This window comes from Sedimentitalea todarodis (assembly GCF_032595355.1).
Taxonomy (GTDB): Bacteria; Pseudomonadota; Alphaproteobacteria; order Rhodobacterales; family Rhodobacteraceae; genus Sedimentitalea; species Sedimentitalea todarodis.
Window position 1 is genome coordinate 122,383 of the sequence record NZ_JASMWN010000005.1, and the last position, 17,235, is coordinate 139,617.

17 protein-coding genes are annotated in these 17,235 nt (G+C 60.7%); 2 read left to right on the top strand and 15 right to left on the bottom strand.

The window, feature by feature from the left end:
- Positions 1-51 precede the first annotated feature (51 nt).
- From QO231_RS08790 to QO231_RS08835, 10 genes are read right to left on the bottom strand one after another with little or no spacing between them, the layout of a single operon-like run.
- Positions 52-1,749, bottom strand: a complete 1,698-nt coding sequence (locus QO231_RS08790; RefSeq protein ID WP_316775220.1) for a Na(+)/H(+) antiporter subunit D — start codon at positions 1,747-1,749, stop codon at positions 52-54.
- A complete protein-coding gene (locus tag QO231_RS08795; RefSeq protein ID WP_316775222.1) occupies positions 1,742-2,089 on the bottom strand; it encodes a hypothetical protein in 348 nt (115 codons plus the stop codon). The genes QO231_RS08790 and QO231_RS08795 overlap by 8 nt, the downstream gene beginning before the upstream one ends.
- On the bottom strand, positions 2,079-3,563 hold the full coding sequence (locus QO231_RS08800) for a proton-conducting transporter transmembrane domain-containing protein (protein WP_316775223.1): 1,485 nt from the start codon (positions 3,561-3,563) through the stop codon (positions 2,079-2,081). Before QO231_RS08800 ends, QO231_RS08795 begins: the two co-directional genes overlap by 11 nt.
- A gap of 8 nt (positions 3,564-3,571) precedes the next feature.
- On the bottom strand, positions 3,572-5,104 hold the full coding sequence (locus QO231_RS08805; protein ID WP_316775225.1) for a monovalent cation/H+ antiporter subunit D family protein: 1,533 nt from the start codon (positions 5,102-5,104) through the stop codon (positions 3,572-3,574).
- A complete protein-coding gene (locus QO231_RS08810) occupies positions 5,104-5,547 on the bottom strand; it encodes a cation:proton antiporter subunit C (RefSeq protein WP_316775228.1) in 444 nt (147 codons plus the stop codon). The genes QO231_RS08805 and QO231_RS08810 overlap by 1 nt, the downstream gene beginning before the upstream one ends.
- The gene (locus tag QO231_RS08815; protein ID WP_316775229.1) at positions 5,541-5,981 is read right to left on the bottom strand and encodes a Na(+)/H(+) antiporter subunit B; all 441 of its coding nucleotides are present in this window, start codon (positions 5,979-5,981) and stop codon (positions 5,541-5,543) included. Before QO231_RS08815 ends, QO231_RS08810 begins: the two co-directional genes overlap by 7 nt.
- Positions 5,981-6,535, bottom strand: a complete 555-nt coding sequence (locus tag QO231_RS08820; protein WP_316775462.1) for a DUF4040 domain-containing protein — start codon at positions 6,533-6,535, stop codon at positions 5,981-5,983. Before QO231_RS08820 ends, QO231_RS08815 begins: the two co-directional genes overlap by 1 nt.
- 12 nt (positions 6,536-6,547) lie before the next feature.
- Positions 6,548-6,898: a monovalent cation/H(+) antiporter subunit G gene (gene mnhG, locus QO231_RS08825; RefSeq protein ID WP_316775230.1), complete on the bottom strand. Its 351-nt coding sequence runs from the start codon at positions 6,896-6,898 to the stop codon at positions 6,548-6,550.
- A 4-nt stretch (positions 6,899-6,902) separates the two neighbouring features.
- Positions 6,903-7,190, bottom strand: coding sequence for a monovalent cation/H+ antiporter complex subunit F (locus tag QO231_RS08830; protein ID WP_316775232.1), 288 nt, complete (start codon positions 7,188-7,190; stop codon positions 6,903-6,905).
- Positions 7,190-7,672, bottom strand: coding sequence for a Na+/H+ antiporter subunit E (locus tag QO231_RS08835; RefSeq protein WP_316775234.1), 483 nt, complete (start codon positions 7,670-7,672; stop codon positions 7,190-7,192). The genes QO231_RS08830 and QO231_RS08835 overlap by 1 nt, the downstream gene beginning before the upstream one ends.
- 312 nt (positions 7,673-7,984) lie before the next feature.
- Between QO231_RS08835 and QO231_RS08840 the strand changes: the two genes are divergently transcribed.
- Complete coding sequence (locus tag QO231_RS08840) at positions 7,985-8,536, top strand: rhodanese-like domain-containing protein (RefSeq protein WP_316775235.1); 552 nt, start codon at positions 7,985-7,987, stop codon at positions 8,534-8,536.
- Positions 8,533-9,363: an alpha/beta hydrolase family esterase gene (locus QO231_RS08845; protein WP_316775236.1), complete on the top strand. Its 831-nt coding sequence runs from the start codon at positions 8,533-8,535 to the stop codon at positions 9,361-9,363. The genes QO231_RS08840 and QO231_RS08845 overlap by 4 nt, the downstream gene beginning before the upstream one ends.
- On the opposite strand, the gene mdoH is transcribed toward QO231_RS08845, so the two are convergent.
- The 5 genes from mdoH to QO231_RS08870 all read right to left on the bottom strand — a co-directional run bounded on the left by mdoH (position 9,364) and on the right by QO231_RS08870 (position 17,222).
- Positions 9,364-11,238 carry a glucans biosynthesis glucosyltransferase MdoH gene (mdoH, locus tag QO231_RS08850; protein WP_316775237.1) on the bottom strand — a complete coding sequence of 625 codons (1,875 nt, stop codon included), beginning with the start codon at positions 11,236-11,238 and terminating at the stop codon, positions 9,364-9,366. It lies immediately after the preceding gene.
- Positions 11,235-12,737, bottom strand: coding sequence for a glucan biosynthesis protein (locus QO231_RS08855; protein ID WP_316775239.1), 1,503 nt, complete (start codon positions 12,735-12,737; stop codon positions 11,235-11,237). The genes mdoH and QO231_RS08855 overlap by 4 nt, the downstream gene beginning before the upstream one ends.
- Positions 12,734-13,981, bottom strand: coding sequence for an OpgC family protein (locus QO231_RS08860; RefSeq protein WP_316775240.1), 1,248 nt, complete (start codon positions 13,979-13,981; stop codon positions 12,734-12,736). Before QO231_RS08860 ends, QO231_RS08855 begins: the two co-directional genes overlap by 4 nt.
- A 24-nt stretch (positions 13,982-14,005) precedes the next feature.
- A complete protein-coding gene (locus QO231_RS08865) occupies positions 14,006-15,373 on the bottom strand; it encodes a tetratricopeptide repeat protein (protein ID WP_316775242.1) in 1,368 nt (455 codons plus the stop codon).
- A 229-nt stretch (positions 15,374-15,602) separates the two neighbouring features.
- Positions 15,603-17,222 carry a thiamine pyrophosphate-binding protein gene (locus QO231_RS08870; protein WP_316775244.1) on the bottom strand — a complete coding sequence of 540 codons (1,620 nt, stop codon included), beginning with the start codon at positions 17,220-17,222 and terminating at the stop codon, positions 15,603-15,605.
- Between the last annotated feature and the right edge of the window lie 13 nt (positions 17,223-17,235).

Below are 17,235 nucleotides of genomic sequence, written 5' to 3' on the forward strand. Positions count from 1 at the left end.
GGCAAGCCCCCCGGACGCCAGCCCCGGATCATGCGGCTGCCTGCACCAGGGTCAGGACGCGTAGTTGACCAACAGGGTGACGCCGAGCAGGATTGCGATCCACAACACCATCGCCCCGGTCGGCCAGAACTGTGACGTGCGCCCGCGCGGCCCAAAGGCGTTGTAGAGATGGAGGATCATCCCTTTCATCGTGCGGGTTTTGAACGTGTCCAACCCCTGAAAGATCGCCCGAACCGGCTTGGCAATCCAGCCCAGAAGCGTCGGCAACAGACGGCGATAGGTCCAGTCGAAATCGAGGTTCACCGACTTCAGTTCCGGCGGATAGATGCCCGTGCGCATCAGCACCGTGAAGGCGAGCGCCGAGAAGAACAGAAGCTGCAACTGCGTGATCACATGGGTCGTGGTGTAGGCGTCGTAACTTACCTCGAACGGCAGCAGCGCATAGAGCGGGGCCGGATAGACACCGACCGCGATGCAGAGGAACGAGGCCAGACCCATTGCCCAGAGCATGTGCCATGGCGCTTCCTTCGGACGCAATCCGCTGTCATGCGCAAAGAAGGCGAAATACGGGATCTTGATGCCGGAATGATGGAACACACCGGCTGACGCAAAGAGCAGGATGCCCCAGATGATATAGTAATGTTCCTTGGCCGCGGCAGACAGGATCAGGGATTTGGTGACAAAGCCCGAGAACAGCGGGAAGGCCGAGATCGATGCCGCGCCGACCACGCAGAATATCATGGTCAGCGGCATGGTCTTGTACAGCCCGCCCAGTTCCGAGCCCTTGGCCGTTCCGGTTCGAAACAGGACCGCCCCCACCGACATGAACAGCAGTGCCTTGTAGAGGATATGCGCGAATGCGTGCGCTGCTGTGCCGTTCAGGGCCAACTCGGTGCCGATGCCGATCCCGACGACCATGAAGCCAAGCTGGTTGTTCAGGCTGTAGGCCAGCACCCGCCGCAAATCGTTCTCAATCACCGCGTAGAAAATCGGGAACAGCGTCATGATCGCCCCGATGTAGATCAGGATTTCAGTCCCTGCAAAGCCACGCGCGAGCGAGTAGACCGCGAGTTTTGTGGTAAAGGCCGACAGGATCACGGTCCCGGTGACCGTCGCGGCGGGATAGCTGTCCTGCAGCCAGTTATGAAGCAGCGGGAAGGCGCATTTGATGCCAAACGCCAGGAAGATGAGCCAGGTGGCAGGCGTGCCCAGTTCCATATGTTCAAACGCAATGCTGCCGGTGTCGGCGTAGTTCAGGATCACCCCGGCCAGGAGGATCACGCCCGAGCCGATCTGGATCACCAGATATCGCATCCCGGTATGAAACGCCCCTTCGGTGCGACGCGCCCAGATCAGAAAGACCGACGAGATCGCGGTGCCTTCCCAATAGAAGAACAGTGTGATGAGATCACCGGCAAAGACCGCCCCGATCGCCGCCCCTGCATAGAGCAGGGCCGCCATCTGCTGTACCAGGTCCTTGACATGCCAGGCGTAGAGATTGCCCAGAAACGCGGCGATGCAGAAGATCAGCGCGAAGATTCGGCTGAGCTTGTCCACGCGCATCAGGTCCAACGTGAAACCGAAAAACTCCACCTGCACGAGATTTCCAAGCGGCAGGGTATAGACCAGAAACGCCGCAATGACCGGAACGATCAGCAGCAGCACGGCGCGCGCCGGCCCGCGCGGCAGCACCGGCAGGATCAGCGCGCCGAGAAAGAACAGGAATGCGGTGGGCAGTGCTTCAAGCATCGTAATCCACCTTATCAAGCTGATCCTCGGGGAAGGGCTCGGATTCGACGTCCTTGGGCGCGTAGTAGTCCTCGGATCGGCTCAGAAAAACGCGCATCACCTTGGCGCAGATCACCAGTGCGGCGCACATGAAGAAGCCATAAAGGGCATAAAAGCCCGGAAAGTCTTCGATCGCGAGATAGCTGTGTTTGTGATAAAGGAAATCCGCCGCGAACAGCGCGGCACAAACCACATAGAGCGCATAAACGATCTTTTCGACGCCGCCCGGTTTTTCGACCCACAACAGCGCTCGCCCCAAAGCAGGGAACTTGTCGGGATTGTCAGGTGTCTTATTGTCCATCGTTCATCCCTGCCTCAGCGACCAGAGGGGACAGAAAGGTCTGGATCTCTCCCGCGTAAAAGAACAGAACAACACAGCCAATTGCGGTGAGAACCGGCGGCAGCCAGACCAGCACACCGGCCTCGGCGGAATTGGCCCCGACCGGAATGTCCGGGTTCGGCAGGAAAAAGCCGCGCCCGACAATCGACAGCAGGTAGACCACGTTCAACAGCGAACTGACCATCAGAACGACGATCATCACCCATTGCCCGGTATCCGCCGCGCCCATGACCAGCAGCCATTTGCTCCACGACCCGCCCAGAGGCGGCAGACCGATGATCGACAACGCGCCGATCAGGAAGGCCCCAAAGGTGATCGGCATGATCCGGCCCAGCCCGGTCATCTGGCTGATCTCGGTCTTGTGCACGGCGACATAGATCGACCCGGCGCACATGAAAAGCGTGATCTTGCCCATCGCGTGCATCGCGATGTGCATGCCTCCGCCCAGCACCCCCATCGACGTTGCCAGAGCCATGCCCAGCGTAATGTAGCTGAGCTGGCTGACAGTTGAATAGGCCAGCCGTGCCTTGAGATTGTCCATGGTCATCGCCACGACCGAGGCCGCGACGATCGAGAAGGCCGCCAGCCACATCAGCCATTCCGACGCGCCGGTTTCTGCAAGAAAGTCGATGCCGAAGATATAGATGCCGACCTTGAGCATGGTGAAGACACCTGCCTTGACCACCGCCACCGCATGCAACAGCGCCGAGACCGGCGTTGGCGCGACCATCGCCGACGGCAGCCAGCGATGAAACGGCATCAACGCCGCCTTGCCGATCCCAAAGGCATAGAGCGCCAGCAGCACCGCGACCATCGGGCCCGCCACATGGCCCGCAAGAATGCCACCCTTGGTGAAATCAAGCGTCCCGGTCAGGGTCCAGGTCCAGATCACGGCGACCAGCAAGAAACCGATCGAGGTGCCGATCAGGATGCCCAGATAGACCCGCGCCCCGGCCCGCGCCTCGTCGGTGCCCTTGTGTGCGACCAGCGGAAAGGTCGAAAGGGTCAGCGCCTCGTAGAACAGGAACAGCGTGAACATGTTGGCGGCAAAGGCGATGCCGAGCGTGGCCGAGATGGCGATCGAGAAAAAGCAGAAGAACCGCGCATGGTTGTCTTCGTTGTTGCCGCGCATATAGCCGACGCCATAGAGATGCGTGATAATCCAGAGCCCGCTGGCGATGATCGCGAACAACAGACCCAGCGGTTCAACATTAAAGGCCAAATCCAGCCCCGGCATCACGGAAAACAGCACCATCGGTTCGGTGGTGCCGCTGCCTTCGTTGAACAAGATGTTCAGCACGCAACCAAAGGTCAGGATCGCGGCGACTAGCGTGGTGCCGTCACGAATGTTCGGTGCTTCGCGCAGGGCCAGGTTGGCGACCGCAGCGAGCGCCGGGATCAGCATGCTGGCAAGTATGGCTGTATTGGTATCCATGCCGCCCCCTACTGCCCCATCATCCCGGCGGACCCGGACAACAGGCCCTGTGCCGCTGCCTGTGCCGCGCTCATTGTCATGTCGGTGTTCAGGCCGAACCAGATACAGGCCAATGCCAGGATCCACATCGGCACCAGCATCGATATCGGCACCTCACGCACCTCACAATCATCCGGTGTCTTCTGCAGATACAGCACCTCGATCACCCGCCAGACATAGATCACGGCGAGCAGGCTTGAGGCGACGATCAGGATCGCGACCGGCCACCAGCCCTTTTCAAGCGCGCCCTGCACCAGCACCCACTTTGAGATGAATCCGGCAGTGCCCGGCACCCCGATCAGGCTTAGTCCGGAAATGACGACCGCGGCCGAGGTCAGCGGCATCCGCCGCCCCAACCCGCGCATCGTATCATAAAACGATCCGCCCGCGCTGAAGACATAGGCCCCGACAGCCATGAACAGTGCTGCCTTGGTGATGCCGTGATTGAACAGGTGAATGATCGCCGCCGTGACGCCGGTTTCGTTCAGGAACGCAATACCCAGCAGGATATATCCGATCTGCGCGACACTGGAGAACGCCAGCATCATTTTGAAATCGCTTTGGAAAACAGCGACGAAACTGCACGCGAACATGGCAATCAGCGCGAAGGGCAGGATGATGAATTCCAGCGTGTTGACTTCGAACAGGAAGGCCGGCTGAAACACCGAAAAGACAAAGCGCAAAAGCACATAGACCGCCACCTTGGTTGCCGTCGCCGCCAGGAACGCGGTGATCGCGGAAGGGGCAAAACAATAGGCATTGGGCAGCCAGCGATGCACCGGGTACATCGCCACTTTCAGCCCGATTCCGACCACGATAAAGGCAAACGCCGCGCGGATGGTCCGGCTGTCTCCCTGGTCAGCGATGCGGTCGGCAAGGTCGGCCATGTTGAGCGTACCGGTCGCCATATAGAGAAAGCCGATGCCGATCACAAAGAAGGTCGCGCCGATCGTGCCCATGATCAGATAGTCATAGGACGCCGTCAGCGCCCGCTTGTCCCGTTCAGAGCCTTGCGCGATCAGCACGTAGGTGGAGAGGGACGAAATCTCGAGAAACACAAAGACGTTGAAAGCGTCCCCCGTGATTGCAACGCCCATCAGGCCGCTGAAACACAACAGATAGGCGGTGTAGAACAGCGTGTGATGGCGGGCCGATACTTCCTTGCCAATACTGGTGCGCGCATAGGGCAGCACGACCGTGCTGATCGCGGACACCAGCAACAGGACAAAGGCATTGGCCGCGTCGACCCGATATTCAATGCCCACCGGCGGCGCCCATCCGCCCATGTGGTAGGAAATGACGCTGCCATCCAGAACCGAGGACAGCAGAACCGCCGCAATGATGAAAGAAACCGCGCTCGACGCAAAGGCAATCGGCCAGGCCAGCCGGCGACTGCCGATCAACACGATGAGCGGCGCCGCGATAAACGGCACGAGAATCTGCAGCGCCGGCAGATGGTCGACCAATGTCAGGGCCGTATGATGCACTGTCTCGGTTGCCATCAGCCCTGCTCGCCCGAAACTTCGCTGTGCAGGTTAGCTTCCCGCAGCCCGGTTTCCCTGTCCATCTTCTGAATGCTGTCTTCCTCGATGGTGCCGTATTCTTCACGGATCCGCACAGCCAGCGCCAGGCCCAGTGCCGTTGTCGCCACGCCGACGACGATTGCGGTCAGGATCAGAACATGTGGCAGCGGGTTGGAATAGACCACGTTCGGGTCAATGTTCATGTCGACGGGAAAGATCGGCGCGGTGCCGTCCTTCACCTTGCCCACCGAAATGTAGAGCATGAAGACGGCAGTCTGAAAGATGTTCAGACCGACGATCTTTTTCACCAGGTTGCCCTTGGCGACCACGATATAGAGTCCGGTCATCATCAGCACGATGAACAGCCAGTAGTTCAGGTGGCCGACGACGAATGTCCAGTCCTGGCCGAGTTCAGTCACCATGCTTCGTCATCCATGACCGGAGTGCGGGAGGCGAAAGCATAGAAGATCGTCACCATGACCGCGGTCACGGTGATGCCGACACCCAGTTCGATCAGAATGATACCATAGTGCTGCCCGTGCACGGGGTGGTGCGGGCTGATCGCGTCGTAGTCGAGATAGTTGTAGCCGACGAACATGCTGTAGACGCCCGTCCCTGCATAAAGCAGCAACCCGATCGCCATCAGCTTGTGCACGAACCAGGGCGGAAGCACCTTCTGCACATCCGCAAGGCTGAACACCACGGAATAGATGATGAAGCCGACAGACATGATCACCCCGGCCTGAAAGCCACCGCCGGGCGAATAGTCGCCATGGAACTGGACATACAGCGCGAATAGCATGATGACGCCGATCAAGAGCTTGGTCACGACACGCAGGATCAGGTGATGGCGCATCAGGCGTCCTCTTTGTCTTTGCGGCGACGGCGATGCCGCAGACCGTTGATCAGCAGCAGCACACCGATCCCGGCCGTGAATACCACCGCAACCTCGCCCAGCGTGTCATAGCCGCGATAGCTGGCAAGAATGGCCGTCACGATGTTGGGCACGTCGATCTCTTCAGGGCTGCGCTGGATGAAATCAGGCGCCAGATGGACCTGTGCCGGGGCATTCGGATCGCCAAAGCTCGGCATGTCCAGAGTGCCGTAGATCAAGGCGGCACCGGTCACCAGCACGACGAAAAGCGGGATCACAGGGGAATGCGAAGGTGGCCGTTCAAACCGCGCCGTCAATGCCAAGGTGCCCAGCATGAGGACCGTTGAAATCCCCGCCCCCACGGCCGCCTCAGTAAAGGCGACATCGACTGCATCAAGGGTGACAAACAACAGCGCCGAGAGCAGGCTGAACGCGCCCGCCAGCATCGCCGTCGCAAACAGGCTTTGCGTGCGCACCACGGCCAGTGCGGTACACACCAGCAGGATGAACAGAACGATATCGATGAACGTCTCTATCTCTGGCCTGCCTTACTTTGTCTCTGGGTTGGAAATGGGGTCAGGGTCGTCTTCCGGCGGAACATCGGAGCGCGGCTTGAGCCCCGAAACCAGTGCCGCGTTTGCAACCGCATGGGTCGACGTGGGTCCGGTGATGAACAGGAAGCCCAGAATGATGAACAGCTTGACCGTGATCAGGGTCAGCCCGGCCTGCATGGCCATACCAAGGATCAAGAGGATCACCCCGGCGCTGTCGCTGATCGACATCCCGTGCAGGCGGGTCCAGAAATCCGGCAGGCGCAAGACGCCGATGGCCCCGACGATCGTGAAGAACGACCCCGAAACAATGAAGATCCAGCTGAGTATGTCGACGATCATATCCATGCGCTCAACCGTCCGCCTCGCCCATGTCGCGGCGCATATCACCGATTGCGCGGTAGCGGAAAAATTTCAGGATGGCGATGGTGCCGACAAAGTTGATCAGCGCGTACAGCAATGCAATATCAAGAAAATCCGGGCGCCCCATCAGGAACCCGACCACCCCGATGAACAACACCGTCTGCGTGCCAAACGAGTTCAGCGCCAACACCCGGTCATACAAGGATGGACCGGCAAACAGGCGGATCAGCACCAGGATCATGGCGATGAACAACGAAACGGTGGCAACAATGAACATCAGCCTGCCCGCCCCGTCTCGATGGCGGTGACATGCGCATCCATGTCGGCCAGCGCCGCGATGTCATCGGGAGAATAATCCAGAGCGTGCACGAGAAAATACCCCAGATCGGTTTCAACCGTCAGGGTGCCCGGCGTCAGGGTGATCGAATTTGCAAAGATCACCTGGGCAACGTCGGATTTCTGGGTATAGGGCACGGAAAACAGATGCTGGGTGATCGGCATTTTAGGCGACAGAACGATCTTGGTCACCGCCCAGTTCGCCTTGGCGATCTCGACCAGCAACCAGAAGAAATAGCCAACCGTCGCGAACGGCCCCAAAGGCAGTGCCACCCGGTCTTCATCGACGCGGTCCATGCGATGCAAGACGTAGACGACGAGCAGTACGGAAACGACACCAAATGCGAGTATCATCGGCTTGAAGAGACCGGACATCAGGAGCCAGAGCACCGATAGAAATATTGCGGTTCCGATCAATCGCACCCGAATTTACCCACCCGTTCATCCATCCCGACCAGTATCTGTTTCGCGGATGGAAATTGTTCTTTTCTTGATTCGTAGAAATACTAAGAAAAATCCTCATGATTGTATATACGCAACAGGAAGTCGCCAGAACCTCATCCGAAAAAACGATTTCAAATTAAGGTTATAGCAACCGGCCCGCGCTTGACATGGCGCCGTCCCGTCAACGTAGAGATCGCAAACATGATTGGCACAAGTTTCGCCCGCGCGCGGTCACTGCGCGGCGTCATCCTGCGCAGTTCTGACGCGAACTTGATCATCTGGAGGCATCAGATGACGTGCACCGACACCTATCCGTGGTATGCACGACCGCATGACGGACCACAGACGAGCTACACAGATGCGCAGCAACGGGAAACAGGCGGGATGAGCCGGGCACGCGTCCTGATCGGGCTTGCCTTTCTGGCCGTGGCGGCTGCCCTCATGGCCTATCGCGTGTCCCTGATCCCGCCTGATTATGTCGGCGGCAAACTGACCGTTGCCGAGGCGCATCAACAGGCCGTCGAAGGCAACGTGGTCCTGATCGACATTCGCCGCCCGCAGGAATGGCGACACACCGGTGTACCCGATGGCGCCGCTCTGCTGGACATGCGGCGTGACGACTTTGAACCGGCGCTTGCCACAATTGTCGGGCCTGACCGGTCCCGCCCCATCGCCCTGATCTGCGCGCGTGGCGTACGGTCTGCCCGGCTGGCACTGGAACTGACAGATGCGGGCTATACCAATATCATTGATGTCCCCGAGGGCATGCTCGGCTCTGCCGCCGGCCCGGGATGGCTGGACGCAGGGCTGCCCGTCAACAGCGCCCCACAGGAATCCGAATGAAGACAACCACCGCCACCTTTCTGTTCTTGTCGGGCCTGACGGGTGCCGCGCAGGCGGCCTGTGGCCCCGAACCGGATGCCTGCCTGCTGCAAGATGGTGAGTATCATGTCGTCTTGCCCGACACCAAGTCCGCCAGGACGCCGATGGTTCTGTTCCTGCACGGCTGGGGGAGCAGCGGAGATCGCACCCTTAACAACACGGGAATGGTCAACGCCCTGCAGGCGCGTGGTTATGCGATTGTGGCACCAACCGGTTCGCGCAGCGTCGGGTCGGGCAATGGGCACGGCTGGACCTTTTATCCGGGCTGGGACGGGCGGGATGAAACCGACTTTCTGAAACGTGTCCGCGCGGACGCCGCCGACCGGTTTGACCTGGACGAAGACCGGACCCTGCTGGCCGGCTTTTCCGGCGGCGGCTTCATGGTGAACTACCTTGCGTGTAAAGAGCCTATGGCATTCGCCGCCTATGCCCCGGTTTCAGGCGGGTTCTGGCGCCCTCACCCGACGGAATGCGCCGCTCCCGTACGACTGTTTCACACCCACGGCTGGCGCGACACCACGGTTCCTCTGGAAGGCCGGATTCTCGGCGGTGGCCGGTTTCAGCAGGGCGATATCTTTGCCGGGCTCGAAATCTGGCGCGCCGCCAATCAATGCCCTGATGAAAAGGCGACCGAATTCTCGGAAACCGGACATTTCTGGCGGCGGGCGTGGACCGGCTGCACACCAGGCAGTGCGCTGGAACTTGCGCTCTTTCCCGGCGGGCATAGCGTGCCCGCAGGCTGGTCCGATATGGTTCTGGACTGGTTCGAGGACGGCCTGACCAACTGATCACTCGGCTGGGGTTTGGATCTTTTCGCGTTCCAGCACTGATTTCAGCTCGGTCCGGTAGTGGCGCGCGGCCTGTGTGATCAGCGGTTCGCAATAGTCTTCGCGGGTGCCCAGCCATGTCCGTGCCCGACCCGACATCGAATAGCCGCTCAAAGCAGACAGGGGCACTGCACAGAGCAGGCTGATCGCAATCGGAAGGAGCCAGGGCGAAACCAGCCCGGCGATGATCCCGGCGGTCAGGGCCAGACCACTGATCGTTTCCAACGCATGACATGTCAGTAAAGTCCCAAGCCCGTAGTGCCCGCCGTTGCGCGCCTGTGGTGACCAGCCACGCTGGATCCCCAACATGGTGCGGAATACGGCGATCATTTGCTGTACCATCAGGATTGGTGCGTAGATCACAGACAACAGGACCTCGGAGAGGAACGACAGCGCGAACCACAGCCCGCCGCCAAACTCGTTGAACCGGACCCCGGTCAGGGGCAGCGCTGCGATCCCCATGAGTTTCGGCACCAGCAGCATCGCGTACATCAACACGATAATCAGAACATGGCGGGTTTCGGTCAATTCCGGCCAGCTTGGCATGGTCGGGTTGGTCTCGCTGAAATAGGTCAGGACGCTGGCGTCCTCGCCCATGCCGATCAACGCCCACATCACCAGCAACGCAAACCAGATCGGTGACATCAGGTAGCCCACCGCCCCGTTGAACATGTGAAACCGCGAGATCGAGCGAAAACCGCGCGACCACAGCAGGTTGAGGTGCTGCAGGTTGCCCTGGCACCAGCGCCGGTCGCGCAGGATGTGGTCGATCAGGGTTTGCGGAGTTTCCTCGTAACTGCCCCGGATGCGGGGCAGAAAGCGTACGCCCCAGCCAGCGCGGCGCAGCAATCCTGCCTCGACAAAATCATGACTCATGATCAGCTGATCCTGCCCGCGCCAAGAGCGCAGTTTCGGCAACCCGGCACAGGAGGCAAAGGCGGCCGTCCGGATGATCGCGTTATGGCCCCAATAGTTGCCTTCCTGCCCGCACCAGCGCGCCAGCCCTTCGGCCAGCGCCATGCCGTAGACCCCATTGGCGAATTGCTGCATCCGGGCGAACACGGTCTGCGCGCCGATCAGCTGCGGAAAGCTCTGGATGAGCCCTGCTGCCGGATCCTGGGCCAGCGCATCGGTCAGCCGCAGGATGGCGCGCCCTGTCATCAGGCTGTCGGCATCCAGCACCAGCATGGCCTGGTAATCCGCCCCCCAGTTCGCCACCCAGTCGGCGATGTTTCCCACCTTGCGATCGGTGTTGCGGGCACGGCGGCGGTAATAGAGTTTCAGACCCGGCGAAAGCGACGCAAGCAACGCCTGCACACTTTCCTGTTCCTGCGCGGCAATGGCATCGTCCTGCGTATCGCTGAGGATGAACATGGAATAATCATGTCGCCCGCCGCGCGCGCGCAGTTCCTCGAGCATCGAGCGGGCATTGCCCAGAACGTACCACGGCACCTCGTTGTAGATCGGCATGAGCAGCGCGACCTTTTGCGGCTGCATCGCGGTTGGGCGGGCCGGTGGTTCGCGCCGCGCCAGTGACACCAGCCCGAGGGCAACGGTGCTGACGGAAAAGGCGATCCAAAAGAAGTTGAAACAGATCAGGGTTAGCAGTATCGCCTCGATCACGTTGATGCCCTGCGCCGCGAACCAGCCGTGAATGACCCAGGTCAGCCCGAGTGTTGCGATCAAGGCCGGACTGAACGCCATGAGCCGCCACAGCCGAGTGCCACGCACGGGCGCCGCACCGGGGGCGCTCTGGTCATGAAAATCTGCGTCGAAATCCTGCTCCGGCATCGCCATCGGCGCGCGTGGCGGCATCTTGCGGAATTCGCGGCTCATGATGTCCACCGATAGAGCCAGACTTCGCTCGCCATCTGATCGCCCTTGCGCAATTGCGCGCGCAGTTCGACGAAAACGCGATCGCCGGGCTCGAACGAAAATGCCAGCCGCAGCCCCCCGGTTTCCGGGTTGTGCTGCAATATCCCGTCTGACGTTTCGGCATGGGGCGAGCTGATCACAGGCCTGATCGCATCGGGGCCGTCGTCAAAGAGAGGATCGGCTTCGAAATCAATGGTTGCGACGCGGTCACCGTGAAAACCCTGCCCCATCCGGGTGTTGAGAACCTTGGGATAGGTGGCCACAACCGGGGCCTCTTCGCCCCAGGTCAACCGATAGGCAAGATCGATCCGCGCGCCGGCCTCGTATGACGTTGCGGGCCGCCAATAGGCGACGATATTGTCGTATATCTCGCGATCCGCCGGAATTTCAACCAGCGTCACCGCCCCCTGCCCCCAATCGCCTTTCGGCTCGACCCAGAGACCGGGACGACGGTGGTAATGCGCTTCGAGATCGGCAAAGTCCGACAGGCGCCGCGCCCGTTGCATCAGGCCAAAGCCGCGCGGGTCGGTGTCGATGAACGACGATATCTGAAGCTGCCTGGGGTTCGCCAGTGGCCGCCACAGCACCTCACCATTGCCATTGAGAATCATCAACCCGTCGCTGTCATGCACTGCGGGCCGGAAATCGTCGAACCGGTTTCGGTTGGTTTCGTCGAACAGGAACATACTGGTCAGCGGGCCAAGGCCCACGTGGTCAAGGTCTTCGCGTGCGAACAAGGTCGCCTCGACCTCCATCACACAGGCGGGTCCCGGCGTGATATCAAAGCGATAGGCACCCGTGACACTGGGGCTGTCCATCAGCGCGTGCACGATCATGTTGCGCTGATCCGGGCGGGGCCGTTCCAGCCAGAAGCGAATGAAATCGGGAAATTCCTCGCCTTCCGGATCGCCGGTATTCAGCGCCAGACCGCGGGCCGACAGCCCATAGATTTCATCCAGCCCGATGGCGCGGAAATAGCTGGCACCCTGGAACACGCAGAATTCGTCGGTCAGGCCGGGACGGTGCATTTCGGTGCGCAGCCGCAGCCCGGAAAAGCCGAGCGTCTCGTCAACCGGCAGATCGGGAACGGAGTCCGATTTCTCGAACATCGCCAGATCGAATGCCACCGGTGTCGCCACGCCGTCTTCGACGGTCTCGACCTTGACCGTGCGCGGAAAATAGAGGCCCGGCGTAAAGAAATCGACGTTGAAGGGCGTTTCGGTGCCATACCAGAGTGCCGCTTCAGGACGGAAGCGGATCAGCTTGTATTGCTCGTATGTGAGGTCCTGCCACGCCTTCGGAACCATTTCGCGCAGGGAATAGTCGGCTGCGGCCAGCTCCTGCGCAAGCGCAATCACGCGCGCGTGGTCAAACCCCGCTTCAGGGGACGTTGCACCGGCGGCCGTTGCCAGCGCAAAGGCCGATGTGGATGCCAGAAATTGCCTGCGCGTAAGTGTCATGCGCGTTTGCCCCGCCATGGCTGAGACTTGAACCAAGCTGCGATATAGGCAATCGCGATGATCATTACAAATCCCGTCAAGTTAACGAGTAAAACTGTCGCAGGGCTGCGCCCGGTTTGATCGAGAACAAAACCCAACAGCCGCGCAATCGCCATCGAAAACACAAAGACCGCCAGCGATTGTTGGCCAACTTTCGTGATGACTTTCAAAAGGTTACGCCAGATGTCTGCCGCAACCCCTGTACCGGTCGCCTGCAAACGCCGCCCCCCCTCGCCCGCCGCGACCCAGGCCAGATAGGCCAGTGACAGGAAATGCACATAGCGCAGCACGCCGAACTCGGTCTTGTTGCGCAGGCTGAAGCCGGTCTCTTTTTCCAGGGTGCTGAACATCGTCCAGATCTCGCGAAATGCCGCACCCAGATCTGGACTGGCGGCATTGACCCATTGGAACACCTTCCACGACCCGAACGGGGCCGTCAGCACGAGAAAGGCGGCAGCGGCCCAGATCAATGATCGCGACACAGGTGGCGCCGGGATCCAGCCGCGCATGAAGGCAAAACCGGTGAAAAACAGCAACTGCCAGCCGAAAGGGTTGAAGAACCAGGGGCGGTCCGACCAGGGTTCTGCCGGGATGGACAAGAGACCGATATTCGCCGCCAGCCAGATCGCGATGCTGGCCCCGGCAACGGGTGCAAAGCCGATCCGTGACAGCGCCATGAACAGCGGCATCAACGCCAGCACCACGAGGTACATCGGCAGAATGTCGAAATAGTTCGGCACGTAGGTCAGGGTGAATATGCCAACGATCTGCGGCATCGGATTGGCGAAGAATCGACCAAGATTGAGCGAGTCCACATAGCTCTTGTCAAACGCCCCGTAGGTGTCGAGCGCGGCCATCATCATCGCGACAAAGAAGAACAGCCCGATATGGGCCCAGTAGACCTGCCAGACCCGGTAGGCGACACGCGCGGTGCCCATCGGCCAGCCCATACGTGCAAATGCCCCGCCAAAGGCAATGGCCGAGGCCATGCCCGAGCAAAAGACAAAGATCTCGGTGGCATCAGACCAGCCGAACCGTGCGGGTATCCAGCTGCTCCAGGCATTGAATGGAATATGCGCCACCAGGATGATGAACATCGCGATACCGCGATAGAAATCCAGGCGTGGATCACGCGCGCGCGCCACCGCAGGTGACGCGGCGGAGGGAGTTGCTACAAAATCCGAAGTGGGCGAAATTGTCGCCATGTCTTTGTCTTGCCTCTGCAAATTCTATTGTGCGGGAACGCTATGCGCCCCGTCCTGTCCGCGCCCGATGCTGATCAGGTCGCGTCTGGCGACGTCATAGGCATCTTCGCTGCCACGCCGCGCCAGCCTGTCGTTCAGGATGGTTTCAGTCTGATCCAGCAGGCCCGCGCGCAGGCCGGCATCGATGGTCAGTCGTTCAAACACATCCCGCTGCGCATGGCTACCACCGGCAAGCTGCATGTCGGCACGAGCGGCGGAAAGATGCGCAAACGCCTCGGCAAAGCGGCTTTCGCCAAACGCGGCCAACCCTTCGGCGGCGGACACGCCGGGACGCGCCATGCGCTGTTCAATCTCGGTCTGACTGGCCTCCGCATCCCGATGAATGCGGCGCAGCAGGGAGCCCACCTCGGCATCGCGGCGATCCGCGCTCAGCGCCAGCAGATAGTGCAGATCGGCAAAGATCAGGCAGCCATCTTCGGTTCTGGCCGCACTCAGATCAGCGAGTTCCTGCCAGCGGTTCCCGACATCGACGCCTTCTAGTTCGAGACGTGACAACAGCGAGGTGGCATTTGAAATATCACGGTAATCATCGGTCTTGTCGCCGCGAATGTCGCGGTCATAGAGAGCAAGTGCCGCCTCTGTCTGGCCCTGATCGAGGTGCATCAGCGCCTTGTGCCACCATACGTGATAGCGGAAATTGTTGCAATGCGCCCAGGCACCGTCGCGCCCTGCGATCCAATCCAGCCCCTTTTTCGCGTTGCCGGTCATATCATACACATGCGCCACCGCATGCAGCCCCCAGGCATCGTCCGGCGCGGTCCAGAGCGCCTGCCGCCCGGCAATCTCGGCACGGTCATATTCGCCGGTTTCCTCAAGCGCAAAGGCGTGACAGCCCAGCAGGTAGCCATGCGCCGCGTGATCCGTACCATAGGCCGGAAGCACCCGTTCGACCGACCGGCGCATCCCAGCAACGTCGCCGAGCACAAAACGAATCGCGTGGCTCATCTTCATGGCCAGCGCATCTTCGGCGTGGTCCCGCAGCACCTGTTCCAATAGCTGCACTGCACCGCTGGGTTTGCCGGTCATCCAGATGTCCAGCGCCTGCACATAGGATCGTTCACGTGCGGTTGCCTGTCCCTGCGCCAGCGCCTGTTTCGCGTTGACCAGATCGCTCTTGGCGACGTCCAGCAGTTCCCGGCGCCCCAGAAGAAGATAGAACATTCCCTTCACCGCATGGCCAAGGGCAAAGCCCGGCTCGGCCTTGAGAACCGCCATCAGATGCGTGGGCGTGACGGCGGAATGCGCCAGGAATCCCAGCATGGCCGCGTTCCAGTCATTCTGACTGGCGGGCTGCTGAAGGCTGGTTGGTAGGCCGAAAACATCAAACTTCATCTAGGGGTCCAATTCTGCTTGGAAATCACGCACTGCGACTCGCTTAGCAAACAGTAGGCCATTGAAATATCGCTATGTCTGATACTCTCGCATTGGTGAAGAGCCGTGTGATGGATGAGAGAAATGTCGCCGAGCAGAAGGGGTCGTTTGGGCGAGAACACGTCTAAATTGAAGTCAGACACGCATTAGCTGTAAATTTTCGGCTGATTCTCTGTCCGATCCGAGCGATTCAGAGGCGTCCGTCGTACCCGCCCCGGTCGATTTCTGCGGCAATCACGGTAAACCGGTCAGCGGTCAGGGCATCCTGCAAGGCGCGGCGCAATTCGGCGCGGTTGGTCACGGATACTCCGTTGCCTCCAAATGCGCGTCCCATCGCGGCAAAGTCGTGACGCGGGAAATCAACGCCGCAATTGGTCATCTGGCGCTGGCGCTGTTTCAGTTCGATCAACGCGAGGCTGGCATCGACAAAGATCACGAATATGGCCGATGTCCCAAGTTCTGCCGCCGTCGCAAACTCGCCGGCCACCATCAGGAATCCCGCGTCACCGGAAAAGCTGACGACCGGACGCGCGGGCTCTGCCAGTTTGAGACCGATGGCAAGAGGCACCGCACACCCCATCGTGCAAAGGCCCGAGGATTGCACAAGGTCGCGAGAGGCGTGACAGGTCCACATTTGCGAAAGCAGGATGCGATGTGCCCCGCTGTCGGCGGTGGCGAGCGTATCGCGGGGCAGCACATCGCGCGCTTCGGCGATAATCGCCCCAGGCCCCCATGTGTCATCGTTGGGAAACGCCTGTGCCAAAGCCGCCTTGGCATGGTCGGGTTGTTCATCGGGCCAGGTCTTTTGCGCCTTTGTCCCCTGCGCCAGGGCCTCGAGCGTGGCACCGGTATCGGCGACAAGATGCAGCCCCGCCTGATGCATGTAATGGGTATTGGGCTCCGCCGCGATGTCGATCACGTGCTGCCGGGTGATGTCCCAGGCATCCCGCCAACCCGGGCGCATCTCGATGGGGTCATATCCGATGGCCAGCACAAGGTCTGCCTGCTGCACCAATGGCAAGAGGTGCCGATCCGCCAGAGGCGACAATCCCGCCGCGCCAAGGCAGAGCGGATGATCCTCCGTAATGACGCCCTTGGCCTTGTAGGTGGTCACGAACGGGATCTGGAAATGCTCTACAAAGGCCCGCAAGACGCAGGCCGAGTCCTCCCCCAAGACATCCAGCCCGACAATGGCCAGCGGGCGGCGCGCCTGCGCCAGCCATTCGCGCGCCTGCGCAAGGCCGGCCCCCTGCGGCACGACCGGCGCCGGTTGGCGACTGTGACGGATTTTCGTCGGTGAAACCACGGTATCGGCCACTCCGATCGGGACATCGACATGCACGGGCCCCGGGCGCGGCGCGGTGGCCACCATCACCGCCTTGTCGGCCACGATACCCGCCCCCGCCGCCGTGAGGCGAAAACTGGCCTTGGTGATCGGGCGAAACACCGCCTGATGGTCCAGCACCTGATGCGTATAGCTCAGCGCCTCATCCTCATCGACACAGCCACTCAGGACAATCAGCGGCACCCGGTCTTGCAGAGCGTTGGCCACCACGTTGACGCCGTTCATGGCACCGGGACCAAGAGTTGCGACCAGAATGCCCGGTGCACCATCGCGATGGTGCACTCCCTCGGCCATGAATCCCGCCGCGTTCTCGTGCTTGGCGAGGATAAACCGGATACCAGCCCGTTCCAGCGCATCGACCAGCGTCAGTACCTCGCCCCCCGGCATGCCAAAGGCAAAACGGCATCCAGCGTCGTACAGCCGCCGGGCGAGGATATCTGCGGCGCGCAGGTCGGTATGCGGCATGAAATTGAACTCC